The following is a 14,436-nucleotide window of genomic DNA, read 5'->3' on the forward strand; positions in this document are numbered from 1 at the left end:
CGTACTTCGTTATAGCCTCAGTTAGTAATATTCATGAGCGTAATAATCTTTTCTTGGAAGAATCTAACCTTTTATCGAAATCGTGCTTTGATGAAAATTTTATAACATTCATACGGTGTTTTTTCTCTTTCCTCAAAGAAAGCATTTTTTTCAATTTTTTTCTTTTAATTTTATTTGGCTTTATGCTAACATCATTGTTTTCCAAAAACAACTTTTATGAAGCAAGATTCATTTACCCTTTGCATACTCGGTGATGGTCAAAGTATTTTCGTGCAGCACATTTGTAATTTCTTCGTCCAAAAAAATGTAAAAGTCCACCTCATAACATTCCGAAATGCCTATATTCCTCATGTCACCATTCATCATCTGCTTTCAAAAAAAATCAATCCTCAGGGGAACAATTTTCATCTTCTATTACATACGTTCAAGATCAGAAAGTTAATTCGGTCTATTAAACCTGATATTCTCTATGCTCTTTATGCTACAAGCTACGGTTTTATGGCAGCTTTTTCTGGAGTTAGTCCTTTATTTCTTCACGCTATTGGAAGCGATGTTTTAATAAGTCCTCGCAAAAATTTTTTATACAGGTTAATTTTAAAATTCGTTTTTAACCGTAGTACTCGCATTTATGCTGTTTCCGAACAAATAATTGAAAAAATTCAAAAAATGGGAATCTCCTCGTCTCGCATCCAGCATGCTATTTTGGGAGTCCAATCTGATATTTTTCGCCCTTTTTTCAACGAGAAGATTCCTTTTTCTATCATAAGCACTCGGAATTTTGAAAAAATATATAGAATTGAAGCTCTTATTCCTGCTATTGCCCTACTCCGTCAGCACTACCCCCTTCTTCAAGTATTTTTAGCAGGAAAAGGTTCACAAGAAGTAATCATTCGAAACCTCGTTAAAAATTACCAATTGGATGATGTGGTAACTTTCCTTGGTTACCTTTCTCCTGAAAAACTTGCTTCGTACCTTCAAAAAACTATGATATATGTGTCGCTTTCATCATCAGACGGAGCAAGCATATCTTTGTTAGAAGCCATGTCTTGTAGCTGCATACCTGTAGTGACAAATATTCCAGCTAATACTTATTGGATCCAAGATGGGAAGAACGGTTTTTTACTCCATTCCCTCGAACCAACTTCTATTGCTTCTACCATCGAAAAAGTTTTTTCTCTCAGCTTGAAAGAAATGAATGACATGCAACAAATAAATTATCAGCTGGTTGCAGAAAAAGGTGATTTCAAGAAAATCATGGATAAAATTTACCTTTCTTTTCTCTCTCATCTAAAGCAAACACCATGAAAACAAAGCATCTCTGGATAATCAACGAATATGCCGGAACACCTTATCATGGTATGGAATTCCGACACTATTACATGGCTAAACACCTTCTTCCTTTGGGAATTACTACCACTATCATTACGGCTTCTCATTCTCACCTATTTCATCATAAACCGGTAGTAAAAAGTTGTTTCACGTTTCAAAACATCGACCACATTCATTACGTATGGGTTAAGGTTCCTTCTTACCGACATTCTTATTCATTTCGAAGAGTAATCAAATGGTTTGTTTTTACCATTAAATTGTTTTTCCTTCCCGTTCGAAAATTAACAAAACCCGACTATATTATTTTATCACCCATGCAAACTATGCCGATACTGCCAGCCCTTTATCTTCGAAAAAAAATGAAATGCCCGCTAGCTTTTGAAGTAAAAGATATTTGGCCACTTTCCATTGTTGAACTTGGAAATTTCTCACCAAATAATCCTTTTATTATTTGGCTATCATGGCTCGAAAAACTTGCCCTTGAAAAATGCAACCCTATTATTTCGGTCTTACCTGCTTATCAAACTTATCTAGATGAAAAAAAAATTTCAAAAAAATTTGTTTACATTCCCAACGGAGTGGAAATTAATGAAAATACGGATCTATTAGACTTACCTGCGAAAATCAAACACCTCGTTCCTAGCGGAAAATTCATCGTCATGTACACAGGAACTTTAGGAATAGCTAATGCTCTTGAAAGTTTCATAGAAGCAGCCGAAGTATTTCGAGATCATACCGACATTTTTTTTGTAATTGTTGGTGATGGTCCTGAAAAAGAAAGACTCATGAACCTTGCCAAAGGGAATCCTAACATTATTTTTACAGGTTTCATAGAAAAAAAATACATTCCTGCCCTTTTAAATCTAGCTCACGTAGCATACATAGGACTTCGAAAGAAAAGAGTTTTTTATTACGGTGTGTCTCCTAATAAGCTTTTTGATTACATGATAGCACGAAAATCAATTCTCTTTGCCATTGACACCTCGATCAGTCTTGTTGATTTAGCTCAATGTGGCTTCACGGTTAGTGCTGAAAATCCTCATGAAATAGCTGATGCCGTTCGCAAATTCTATTCAATGGATAAGGAAGACTTTCTTCAAATGGGCAACAATGCTTATCGGTTTGTTTGCGAACATCATAACTATAAAGTTTTATCGCTTAAGTTAAAGAAAACACTATTTGAAGACTTTTAGACTCAAAGCGTTTTTTTTATGTCGAAAAAGGCAAAAAATTATACTAAATGTTAAATTTTTAATTTTTTTATAGAATTCTTTGAGCAAAAAAAATTTGGATATGCTTGGAAAAAATTAACTTTGTCGGTAAAATCAGTTTTATGAGAAAAACAAGAGTCATTATTATCGGCGCAGCCGGACGAGATTTTCATAACTTTAATGTTTTCTTTCGCGACAATTCATCTTTTGAAGTAGTAGCTTTTACTGCAGCCCAAATTCCAGACATCGCAGGTAGGAAATATCCTGCAGAATTGGCTGGTTCTCTATACCCAGATGGAATCCCCATTTATGACGAAAATGATCTTCCCTCTTTGATTAAAGATCTCAAAGTTGATCTATGTGTTTTCGCTTACAGCGATGTATCATATCAGCATGTCATGCGATTAGCTGCAATAACTAATGCATCTGGCGCTAGTTTTATGCTTCTTGGACCCAACGATACCATGCTAAAGTCCTCCAAGCCAGTTATTGCAATTGGTGCTACCAGAACCGGTTGTGGTAAAAGTCAGACATCTCGTCGTGTCATTGAAATACTCATGAAAAAAGGTCTTCGTGTGGTTGCTGTTCGCCACCCCATGCCTTATGGAGATCTTGTTGCTCAGAGAGTTCAGCGCTTTGCTACCCTCGAGGATTTTCAGAAAAATAATTGTACTATTGAAGAAATGGAAGAATTCGAACCTCATATCCGACGAGGTAATGTCATTTATGCCGGTGTTGACTACGAAGCCATTCTCCGAGCAGCTGAAAACGATCCTCTTGGATGTGACGTCATCGTATGGGATGGTGGCAACAATGATTTTCCATTCTTTAAACCGGATCTGATGATTGGAGTTGCCGATCCCTTACGACCTGGTGCTGAAGTTAATTACTACCCTGGCGAAATTGTTGCTCGCCTTGCTCATGTCATTGTGATCAATAAAATAGATAGTGCAAGCCTTGAAAATATCAATATTGTTCGCGAAAATATTCTCAAAATCAATCCGAATGCTACAGTCATCGAAGCAGCATCACCCATAAAAATAGAAAACCCTTCACATATCAAAGGGAAAAAAGTCCTCGTCATAGAGGACGGACCAACTTTAACTCATGGTGAGATGAAAATTGGAGCAGGAATTGTAGCTGCCATGAAATATGGAGCTGCTGAAATTATAGATCCCAGACCCTACTTGGTAGGCAGACTTATCGAAACCTTCAAAACTTATCCCAACATTGGAACGCTTCTTCCTGCTATGGGATACGGCCAACAACAAATGAAAGACCTTGAAGCTACCATCAACAGTACTCCTTGCGATACGGTGATTATTGCTACACCTATCGATTTGAACCGCATCATCAAAATTAACAAGCCTACCGTCAGAGTGGAATATGAACTTCAAGAAATTGGCCATCCAACTATGGAAGACGTATTGAATGAATTTATGATTAAAGTGAAAACGAATCAATTTCAAAAAGCGACTGTTTAAGTCGCTTTTTTTATATATAAACATTTCCTATGAAAAGAAAAAGCCTTATTTCCATTAATGATTTCAGTAAAGAAGAAATTTTGGAAATTCTTGAGCTTGCTAAAGAATTTGAAAAAAAACCTAACCAGTCCTTGTTAAAAGATGTAGTAGTTGGTGTATTATTTTTTGAGCCTTCTACTCGCACAAGGCTTAGTTTTGAAGCTGCTATACAGCGCCTTGGTGGTAAAGTAATAGGTTTCTCAGATGCTTCTAATAGTAGTGTCCAAAAAGGTGAGTCACTTAAAGATACCATCTTAACAGTAGCTCAGTATGCTGATCTTATCATTATGCGACATCCTATTGAAGGAAGTGCCCGTTTTGCGAGTGAAATATCACCTGTACCTATCATCAATGCTGGAGATGGAGCAAATCAACATCCCACTCAATGTCTTCTTGATCTTTATACCATTTTACAAACGCAACATACCCTTGATAAGCTAAACATCAGTTTTGTGGGAGATTTAAAATATGGACGAACTGTTCATAGCCTTGTCATTGCTTTGACCATGTTTGATACCACCTTCCACCTCGTTTCACCGGTGGAACTTAAACTCCCAAGTGCGGTAAAAATACACATTAAAGAAAAGCAACTTGCCTACTACCAATATACAGAGATACAACCAGTCATAAGCATTTCAGATATCATCTACATGACCCGAATTCAAGCTGAACGTTTTTCTGATCCGATGGAATATGAAAAGGTTAAAAACAGCTATTGTCTTACTGCCGATATGCTTCAGAACACTAAACCTAATCTGAAAATCCTCCACCCACTTCCTCGTGTTAACGAAATTGATACAAGTGTTGATAGCCTACCTCAAGCTTACTACTTCCAGCAAGCTCGGAATGGAATGTACGTCAGACAAGCATTGATTTGTTACCTTCTCGGTATAAATGTGTAAATTATGGAAAATAAAAAAAAGCTACAGGTTTCTGCCATTGAAAATGGCACTGTTATAGATCACATCCCACAAGGAGTAGTGCAAAAGGTTTTGAAAATCTTAGGACTTGAAGACTGCATCGAACCTATTTATTTAGGAGCTAACTTGGAAAGTAAGAAAATGGGCAAAAAAGGTCTCATTAAAGTATCCAATCGATACTTTGCCGATAACGAAATAAACAAAATTGCTTTGATAGCTCCAACTGCTACCATTATAGAGATCCGAAATTTTGAAATTATCAAAAAACAAAAAGTTGCTATACCGGATGAAATCATTAACATCCTTAAATGTGCTAATCCTAAGTGTATCACCAATTATGAAAAAGTGAAAACCCATTTCTACGTAATTGATAAGGAAGATATTAAGCTACGTTGCCATTACTGTGAGAAAATAATCAAAAAGGAAAATTTAATTTATTTCTAATTAACGAAAAAAATGTTAATTTTGCATTGGGTAAGACCTATGCAACCAGCTCCCACCAATCCCCCCAGGTCCGAAAGGAAGCAAGGGTCCGTGGTCGTAGCGGTGTGATGTAGGTATCTTACCCATTTTATTTTTACAAAAATGATGATTTACAAAATTCACCCTCTCAATCCCCAGGAAAGATTGATTAGAAAAGTTTGCGATCATTTTTTAAACGACGAAATCGGTATCATTCCAACGGATACGGTTTATGCCATAGCTTGCCGTTTGTACGACCTCAAATCTATTGAACGAATTGCATTACTCAAAGGAATTGATCCGGAAAAAGCAAATTTTTCGATCTTGGTAAAGAATCTAAGTCACTTAAGCGAATTTGCACGTCCTATTTCTAATGAAATTTTTCGCATCATAAACAAACTCGTACCTGGTCCATATACTTTTATCCTTAATGCTAATCATCAGGTCCCTAAGATTTTTCACCGTAAGAAAAAATCCATTGGATTACGAGTGCCAGATCACCCCATCATCCAAGCCATCTTGGCAGAATTACCTTGCCCTCTTGTCTCGACATCACTTAAGTTAAATTTTGACGACATCGTTTACGAGGAGGATGCTTACCCAGTTGACCCTGATGAAATAAAGAAAAAATACCAAAAACTGGTCGACTTTATGATCGATGCAGGAGAGGGAAAAAAAATCCCCTCTACAGTGCTCGATTGTAGAGGAGATGAAATCATAGTTATTCGCGAAGGTCTGGGACCCGTAGATTTTTAATTGTTCGCCATAAAATATTCTAGTACTACTTCTGCCTTTGGAGCTCGAGATATCTCTAAAACATAAGTTCCGGGCATAAGTTTAACATCTTGAATGGGTTTTGATTCGCTTTTATCTCCATTAGGTTTTACGGTCATTTTGTAATATATAGTGGGCTTTACTTTAGGATTGGTTGACTTGGAAACCACTTGTGCATAAACTTGAACAGGAGCAGGTTCCGATTGATTGCACGAAGCCCAGCTCGGTACAATAATATCCATTTTTGTCAATTTAATAGTTTTCCCATCGGGCACAACAAATTCTTTGGAACCACCAGTGCAATCCAAACTATTGGCTGCAACTACCTTGAAATTTTGACCCATCATAAGGGTCATGACAAAAAATAAACTTGTTAAAAAAGAAATTACTTTCATGGCAGTAAAATTTTAAATTCGTTAACATCACACAAAACTTATGCCAAAAAAACAACTAGAAAAATTAATACAAGATTGTCCACCAAACCGTATCTTTAGCTACCGAAAGAATACTGTCGACCGAAACGAACATCTGTTGATTTTTTTCTACCACTTTGTGAATAATCACCGGAACATATCTGACAGATAAGCAATGAATTATTGTATCAATGGTTTTTCCAAAAAATTGATAGGACTGATTTCCACAACAATTCGCTTCACTGCGCAGCTTATCAAACATGATAGTTATTTTATCACTATCATCTACAGGCTGTACATTTTTAACTTGGACGTATACGTTCATGATTTGTTCCATATCTTTCGTAAAAGATAAAGAGTTGTTCGAAACTTGAGTAGCATTAAAAATAGAGTACTCTCTATAAAAGCCACTTTTAAAAAACTCTATTTTTAAGTTGTCGTATTTCCCTTCTTCAATTTCGATAGCAAACGTACCATCTGATAAGCTGTAAGTGCTATTTAAAAATGCATAATTAGCTTGATAAACCCCCTGTATAAACCCATTTGCCCATATAGTTACTTTTACTTGTTCAATTGGTTTTCCAGTATGCTTTTCTCTCACCTGACCAGTAATGGAAATTTGCTCGTCATTTTTTTTACATGAAAAAAACAAACTACATAAAAGAACGACTCTAAAACACCTAGAACCAATATTCATTTTCGGAAGCCTTTTTGAGAACAGATGTATCTTGAACAACCCAAAAAAGAGGTTTATAACCTTTTACTATATCGTATGGGAGTTCGAATATCATCTGAGAAGGCGCGTAAGCTAGAATAGTCTTTCGAAAAACAAAAGGGTTAAAAGAAATTTCCCAATTTTCAATAAACTTTATTCGAGCAAAAAAAGATGGATGCAAAAAATTCTGAACTCCTTCGCTAGTCTTTAAAGTTTCCTTCAAAAGGAAATAATGTTCATATTCAGCTTTGGAAAAAGGTTGAAACATCATGTTATAAAAGGGAAGTTGTTTTTTTTCAAAAGCTTTTAATAGACGTTCAAATAAACTATCGCGAGCATTTCGAGGTAAATTGCAAAACCACGGAGACATCTTATCATAAGTATTCATCACATCTTCTACGTCATTTCTTACAAATGCATAAGTAGGTAACATTTCAAACTTTTTATCAAATTCAGCATTCCTCTCTTTCACAGGTATCCACCAAAGCGTCATCCATCTATCTGATGTTGCACGCAACGAATCAAATGGAGCAGGAATAACTATTCCGGGAGAAACAGCTAGAACCTGTTTATAAAAATAAAAAGTTTTGGGGTCATATTCCCATTTTTCTCTAAAACGAAGAAAAACTATCCGTTTTTTTAAAAATTCTGTCAAATTATCTTTCTTAATTGCTGTATCAATGTTGTTCTGTATCAAATATTGAATGAGATTTGTAGATGTAACAGGCATATCATTTTCATCCAAGGCAATGCCAAGATCAAGGGTTTTAATGATTTCATCCAAAAATTGTTGTCTTTGTAAATCATTCCATTGCAAGGTGTTCTCTTCACCAATCCAGACATCATACTCTATTCGACTGGTCAAGAGCTTTCTTTCGCTGGACGTACAACTTGTCAAAAAAATCACAATCCATAATAAAAAAACTCTTTTTTTATGCATATATTTTTTCTATCAAATTTCTGTACTTTTCAAGAATGATTCTTCTCTTGAGTTTGAGCGTTGGTGTAAGTTCACCAGTTGAAACACTCCATGTGGGTGTAAGTTCGTATTTTATTATTTTTTCATGATCGGCCAATTTTTGATTGATCTTTTCAATTTCTTTTCCAATCCGCCCGACAACCACAGGGTGTTTTCGCATTTCCTCCTCATTTGTGAATGTAATACCTTTTATTTTACACCACGACTCGATATGTTGGTAGTTAGGTGAGATCAAAGCTGCGGGAAATTTTTGGTTATCACCAATGACCATTGCATTTTCGATAAAAGGCGATTCTTTAAGTAAATTTTCAATCATCTGGGGTATGATATATTTGCCAGCAGCAGTTTTAAAAATTTCTTTTTTACGATCAGTTATCTTCAATTGTCCTAAAGGGGTAAGATAACCAATATCTCCAGTTTTAAACCAACCATCTTCTGTAAAAACCTCTCGTGTGAGTTCGGGCTCTTTATAATAGCCTTTCATAACGTTCGGACCCTTACACAAAATTTCTCCGTCTTCAGCAATTTTTACCTGTACTCCTCGCAAAGGTGGTCCGACGGTTCCAATAGCTATTCCATTGGTTTCAAAATTGCTAACTGCAATAACAGGACTAGTTTCAGTTAATCCATATCCTTCCATAACGCGAAAACCAGCTGCCCAAAAAAGTCTGCCAAGTCTTTCCTGCAACTTGGCACCACCACTAACTATCAAATCCAGATTTCCTCCAAGAGCATGTTTCCATTTTGAAAATACTAAACGCCTTGCTACAGCTAATCTTAAGCGATACCACCAGTTACGATCAAAATCAAACTGATAACCCAATTGTACAGCCCAGAAAAAAATCAATTTTTTCAAACCCCGAAGCTTTCTTCCCTTGGCTAGAATCTTGTCATGCATACTTTCTAATACGCGAGGGACTGAAGTCATTATATGGGCTTTGCTTTCAACCAATGCATCGGCAATTGCAGCTATATTTTCTAGATAGTAAATGGTGTAGCCGTTATACTGATACATGTAATTCATCATTCTCTCGTAAATATGACAAAGAGGAAGAAAACTCAACACAACCATAGAAGGATCCTGGGGCGGAATTACGTAAACACCCCATACATTGCTCAGAATATTTTTATGCGTCAGCATCACCCCTTTAGGATTACCTGTCGTTCCACTCGTATAAATGATTGTCACAACATCGTCTTCTTGAATTGATGATTTAATAGACTTTAATTGTTCGTGTAAAGGATACTTTCTTCCCTTTTCAATCAAGGAAAACAAATGATCAAAGCCGTGAAGGTCTTTAAATGTAAATATTTTTTTTATGGTTGGTATACGAGTAGCTATTTCGCTGACTCTTTGATATAGTTCTTCACCTCGAACAAAAATAAATTTAGCTTCTGAATGTTGAAAGATGTACTCGTAGTCTTTATTGGTCATGTTAGGGTAGACAGGAACATGGATAGCCCCAGCCATCATAAGTGCCATATCCAAAAAGTTCCATTCAGGAATGTTATAAGTAATACTAATGACCTTATCTCCTGGTTGGAGTCCCTCATGTATCAAACCATATGCTAAGTGATGTGAGTTCCAATAATAATCTTCGGTGCTGTAAAACTCCCAAACACTCTCGGCCTTACCAGCAAGGAGTTTTTCTTTTGAAAAGTTTACTATAAGTCTGTCCAAAATATCAAATAAACGTTTTTCTTTTTCAAACATATTGAAGCATTTTTTAAAAAGTAAATTTACATTTTTTTCTCAGTAACAAGCAAATATTGCAATTTTCTTTTGATTTCAGCATCTTTGATGACCTTAATCCTCTCTCCCGTATATGGGTCTACTTCGGAGTAAAACATAACGGAGGAGAGGGTCAATGGAGTAGGAGTAAAATCCTGTACTTGTTCAGGAAATATGCGGAGTTGCTCCAATTCCTTTTTCAACCTCAAATGACTTTGTTCATCACTGCCCGGATGAGAAGAAATGAGATATGGGTTGATTTGAAAATGTCTATGATTAACTTTTCGAAATTCCTTAACAAGTTTCTTAAACAATTCAAACGATGGTTTTCTCATCAATTTTAGTGTCTTCTCGTCACTAAACTCAGGTGCTACTTTAAGTCGCCCCGACGTATGACGTTCTACTAGCTGTTCGAAATATTTTTTTCCACCCTTTACAAAGCCGTCACGATGTAAGAAAAGATCATAGCGAATACCAGATGAAATGAACACATGCTTAACGCCTGGAATGGATGAGACTGCCCCATACAAATCCAACAATTCATTCATATTATTAGATAAATTTTGACATACTTTAGGATGAATGCAAGAAACCCGCTTACATTTTTTGCAAAGCTCAATATTATTCGGATGCATCTGATACATGTTGGCTGAAGGCCCTCCCAGATCAGTAATAGTACCTTTGAAATAAGGCATTTGAATGAGCTTATTAACCTCTTCAATAACAGAATCTTTGCTTCGACTTTGAATAAATTTTCCCTGATGCATAGCTATGCTACAAAAACTGCATCCACCAAAACATCCACGATGTAAGGTAATGCTATTTTTGATCATCTCAAAAGCAGGAATAGGTGGTTTCTTTTTATATCGAGGATGAGGTTGACGTTGAAATGGTAAGCTATAAATATAATCCATTTCCTTTTCAGTAAGAGGAGTCATTGGTGGATGGGTCACAACGTACTTCTCACCATAAGGCTCCACCAATCCTTTTTTCGACCACGTACTTGTGTGTTGTTCTATCTTTAAAAAGTGCGCCACAAATTTTCTAGGATCATTTACGCAATCTTCATAAGAAGGCAAAACTTCATAATTCGTTGGGTAACTGTTTGCCAATATTGTTGTTCCGGGAATAGCTAACGTCTCAGGCCGTTTTCCTTCCAAAAATGCTTGCGTCACAAACCAAAGTGATTTCTCAGCCATCCCGTAAATGAGTAGATCAGCACCGGTTTCAACCATAATAGATGGTTTTAGCATATCACTCCAGTAATCATAATGAATAAATCTTCTACAAGAAGCTTCGATGCCACCCAAAATCACATATGAATCAGGGTAAAAAGTTTTTATTTTTTTCACATACACGTAACTTGCATAATCAGGTCGTAAACCTTTTCTTCCTCCTGGAGTATAATCATCATTAGAACGTATGCGTTTTCTAGCCGTGTAATGATTCACCATTGAATCAACATTTCCAGCTGTTACTCCAAAAAAAAGTCTAGGTTTACCTAGCTTCTTAAAATCACGCCCATCATCTTGCCAGTTAGGCTGAGGAATAACCCCTACTTTTAGACCCCATGCATCCAATAATCTTGCTATAATAGCTACGCCAAATGATGGATGGTCAACGTATGCATCGCCAGTTATTAAAATTACATCCACCTCATGCCACCCAAGACGTTTCATTTCATCTCTTGTGGTGGGGAGCCACGGGGTAAATTGTTTCTTAATCGTCCACATAAATTAACTTACCACTTCCGACTTGATGAAGATAAAGATACAAAGGTACATTCGTATAATAAATATTTCCCGTATAGTGAATTGAAGCAATTAATGCATATTTGGCTGTTACAAACACATCGTTGTTGCTTCGGTTATCTACCATCAAAGTATCAGCTTCTACTTGCCTGAAAAAAAGCTTTGACGTGCCACAGTGGTAAATGTATAATTTCTTTGTTTTACCTTTTGCAACAAAACATCCTCCACCAGCATTAACATAAAAATTCATTGTCTGTGATTTTCCTCGAAAGTACGTTATACCTCTTCCTATCCAGTAATCTATAGAAATTGAATCTCCCTGAAAATCATTGAGAAAAACATTGTCCATGTAGTTATCCGGTCTAAAATATCGAAAGTGAGAATAATAGACATAAACTACTGGATAATAAGATAAATTTCGAGTCCAATGACAACTGTTTTTTTCCTCGATAAATAAAGATTTCCCTTTTTGCAAACAGCTGACGTCTTCAATCAACGACCGAGCAGCAATAATCTTGACATAATTCGTATCGGGTGTATATATTAAATACAAGGCGATTCTTCCTTTGACAAAAAGTGAATCAAATTTTCTCAAAGGTAGAATGAGGCTATCCAAAGGCTTCGATGATTTAAAACAATCAAAATCCTTTTCCTCTTGGCATGAAAAGAGAAATAATACAATTAGTACATAAGCAAATTTCTTTACAAGCGACATATTACACCCCATTCAATGACATCAGCTTTGAAATAATGTGCCCTTAAAGCTGCATATATACCAAAACGCTCGCTAAAAAAATAACGGTACGACAAACGTTCAAAAAGTTGTTCTTTTTTGAAGAAAAAATTTTTTACATATGAGCCAAGTTCGAGTGTAATTTCTAGCCATCCGACAGGATACGTCCATCCAAGATGATATCCTATCTTGAGTTTATCCCACGATTGAACCATGGTGTCTTTAAACAACATTAGATTATCGTAAATACTCTGATCATAAACAAAATCTAATCCCCCACTCCATCGGGAGAGCTGAGTAAAAGCAAATGTTTTATTTAAAGTCAGTGTAAAAACAGGGCTATGAGGACCTTCATACTTTCTTTGCTTGATCGATCCAGAAATGGAAATATCGATAAGATTAGGTACTCTAACATTTTGACCATATACCAGCGAGTCAGGTTTTTGATTAAATGTATAAACTATTCCAACTCCAAGAATAGGAATATTGAGACCAAGGTTTGGCATCGTGACTGCACCATTAGAATAGTGATTCCAAGATAGATGAACGAAAGGTTCCCATCTATAAAAGGAAAATCTTCCTAACAATCCAATGCAAATCAAGGCATTTAAATGTGTTCCTAAAGCATTGAACATGAAACTTTCTTCGGTATATTTAATGGTATTATATTCGATTCCAACTCTTGTTTCTAGGAAAAAAATTTTTTTCCGCTCTAATGGGAATCTGAGATTATATGCTAAACCAAACGAACTCCCAACCAAATCTTTCTCGCCAGCTTTGATATATTGTAGGCTTAAGCCTTTGAAAATATTATTACCTTGGTTAAGCATGGACGACCTTTTCACTATGTAATTCATTGAAAAACGAAATGAGTGATCTTTTAAGTAATACCACATATCTGCATGATGTGGAACAACAAAACCATATCCCCCATCCACTTCAACATATTTTTGTGGAGTCAATGATAAGCAATAAAATATTAAAACACCTAAATTTACTATGTGTTTCATTGATGCCAAATTACTAAAGATTTTAAAAATATTCATTTTCGTAAATTCACATTAATATCTTCAAAAAAAATTATATATTTGTCAAAACAATCAACATGCGTATTACTGCAATAATAGTTTTCTTCTTAGTTCCATTCGTTTTCCTTGTCTCAGCTATTGATAAAATATCTGTTCATGGTTTTTACAATGGAGAAAACATCATCATCGTAAATCCATATAGCAACCAACGTTTTGCCATTGAAAAAATTGAAATTAACTCAAAAGTATGGCAGGGTGATCTTGCCTCAAGTGCTATAGAAATTGAATTACAAAATATGAATTTTCGTTTAGGAGAATTTCTGACCATTACCATATATTATCACGACGATTTTCCGCAACCTTATGTTTTCAATTCAGATGCTCTTCGTGAATTAAAATATTTTGAATTTAAGGAAATTACAATCGACAAAAAAACTGAAAAATTTTCATGGAAAGTGAATATTACTCATTCTAAAGGAAAATTTTTAATTGAACAATACTGGGGGACTCAATGGTTAAAAATAGGCGAAGTCAAAGTAGAAGATAGCATTTCTTATAATTCATATTCTTTTGTCTTTAATTCCAACAGTGGAAAAAATTTATTCCGCATTACTTACTTAAGCCCTTTAAACTCCATTTCCATTTCTCCTCATATCAAATACACTTCTAAAAAGCAACCCGTTAGCATTATTAAAAACACAGGCAATGAAATTTCTTTTTCAACAACGTCTCGTTTTATGGTCTACAACACCAGAGCACAAATGGTAAAGGATGGTACTGCTGAAAAAGTTGATATGTCTGATCTCCCCTCTGGTAGATATTTCTTACTATACGACGGCAATCTTACAGAATTCAGAAAAAAATAA

General features: G+C 35.6%; 14 protein-coding genes and 1 other RNA gene. 8 read left to right on the plus strand and 7 right to left on the minus strand.

Going from position 1 to position 14,436, the window contains the following annotated elements; genetic code table 11:
- The first annotated feature begins 216 nt into the window (after nt 1–216).
- The 7 genes from N2Z72_06635 to N2Z72_06665 all read left to right on the plus strand — a co-directional run bounded on the left by N2Z72_06635 (nt 217) and on the right by N2Z72_06665 (nt 6,201).
- Complete coding sequence (locus N2Z72_06635; GenBank protein ID MCX7697351.1) at nt 217–1,305, plus strand: glycosyltransferase family 4 protein; 1,089 nt, start codon at nt 217–219, stop codon at nt 1,303–1,305.
- Nucleotides 1,302–2,522, plus strand: coding sequence for a glycosyltransferase family 4 protein (locus N2Z72_06640; GenBank protein MCX7697352.1), 1,221 nt, complete (start codon nt 1,302–1,304; stop codon nt 2,520–2,522). Before N2Z72_06635 ends, N2Z72_06640 begins: the two co-directional genes overlap by 4 nt.
- 140 nt (nt 2,523–2,662) lie before the next feature.
- A complete protein-coding gene (locus N2Z72_06645; GenBank protein MCX7697353.1) occupies nt 2,663–4,024 on the plus strand; it encodes a cyclic 2,3-diphosphoglycerate synthase in 1,362 nt (453 codons plus the stop codon).
- A gap of 29 nt (nt 4,025–4,053) precedes the next feature.
- Nucleotides 4,054–4,965 (plus strand): aspartate carbamoyltransferase, encoded by a 912-nt coding sequence (gene pyrB, locus N2Z72_06650; GenBank protein ID MCX7697354.1) that lies wholly within the window; start codon nt 4,054–4,056, stop codon nt 4,963–4,965.
- Between the two features lie 3 nt (nt 4,966–4,968).
- Nucleotides 4,969–5,427 carry an aspartate carbamoyltransferase regulatory subunit gene (pyrI, locus tag N2Z72_06655; GenBank protein MCX7697355.1) on the plus strand — a complete coding sequence of 153 codons (459 nt, stop codon included), beginning with the start codon at nt 4,969–4,971 and terminating at the stop codon, nt 5,425–5,427.
- 28 nt (nt 5,428–5,455) lie between these two features.
- Nucleotides 5,456–5,554: signal recognition particle sRNA small type (gene ffs / locus N2Z72_06660), an RNA gene on the plus strand.
- A gap of 14 nt (nt 5,555–5,568) precedes the next feature.
- Nucleotides 5,569–6,201, plus strand: coding sequence for an L-threonylcarbamoyladenylate synthase (locus tag N2Z72_06665; GenBank protein ID MCX7697356.1), 633 nt, complete (start codon nt 5,569–5,571; stop codon nt 6,199–6,201).
- Here the strand turns inward: N2Z72_06665 and N2Z72_06670 are convergent.
- The 7 genes from N2Z72_06670 to N2Z72_06700 form a co-directional block, all read right to left on the minus strand.
- On the minus strand, nt 6,198–6,614 hold the full coding sequence (locus N2Z72_06670; GenBank protein MCX7697357.1) for a hypothetical protein: 417 nt from the start codon (nt 6,612–6,614) through the stop codon (nt 6,198–6,200). The genes N2Z72_06665 and N2Z72_06670 overlap by 4 nt on opposite strands.
- Before the next feature lie 64 nt (nt 6,615–6,678).
- Complete coding sequence (locus N2Z72_06675; protein ID MCX7697358.1) at nt 6,679–7,329, minus strand: hypothetical protein; 651 nt, start codon at nt 7,327–7,329, stop codon at nt 6,679–6,681.
- Nucleotides 7,313–8,287, minus strand: a complete 975-nt coding sequence (locus N2Z72_06680) for a hypothetical protein (protein ID MCX7697359.1) — start codon at nt 8,285–8,287, stop codon at nt 7,313–7,315. The genes N2Z72_06675 and N2Z72_06680 overlap by 17 nt, the downstream gene beginning before the upstream one ends.
- Complete coding sequence (locus N2Z72_06685; protein ID MCX7697360.1) at nt 8,280–10,040, minus strand: long-chain fatty acid--CoA ligase; 1,761 nt, start codon at nt 10,038–10,040, stop codon at nt 8,280–8,282. Before N2Z72_06685 ends, N2Z72_06680 begins: the two co-directional genes overlap by 8 nt.
- 26 nt (nt 10,041–10,066) lie before the next feature.
- Nucleotides 10,067–11,791, minus strand: coding sequence for a YgiQ family radical SAM protein (locus N2Z72_06690; GenBank protein MCX7697361.1), 1,725 nt, complete (start codon nt 11,789–11,791; stop codon nt 10,067–10,069).
- Nucleotides 11,778–12,425 (minus strand): DUF2807 domain-containing protein, encoded by a 648-nt coding sequence (locus N2Z72_06695; GenBank protein MCX7697362.1) that lies wholly within the window; start codon nt 12,423–12,425, stop codon nt 11,778–11,780. Before N2Z72_06695 ends, N2Z72_06690 begins: the two co-directional genes overlap by 14 nt.
- 86 nt (nt 12,426–12,511) lie before the next feature.
- Nucleotides 12,512–13,552 (minus strand): acyloxyacyl hydrolase, encoded by a 1,041-nt coding sequence (locus tag N2Z72_06700; GenBank protein MCX7697363.1) that lies wholly within the window; start codon nt 13,550–13,552, stop codon nt 12,512–12,514.
- 95 nt (nt 13,553–13,647) lie between these two features.
- On the opposite strand from N2Z72_06700, the gene N2Z72_06705 reads away from it, so the two are divergent.
- A complete protein-coding gene (locus tag N2Z72_06705) occupies nt 13,648–14,436 on the plus strand; it encodes a hypothetical protein (GenBank protein MCX7697364.1) in 789 nt (262 codons plus the stop codon).

It is taken from the genome of Bacteroidales bacterium (genome assembly GCA_026418905.1).
Taxonomy (GTDB): domain Bacteria; phylum Bacteroidota; class Bacteroidia; order Bacteroidales; family DTU049; genus JAOAAK01.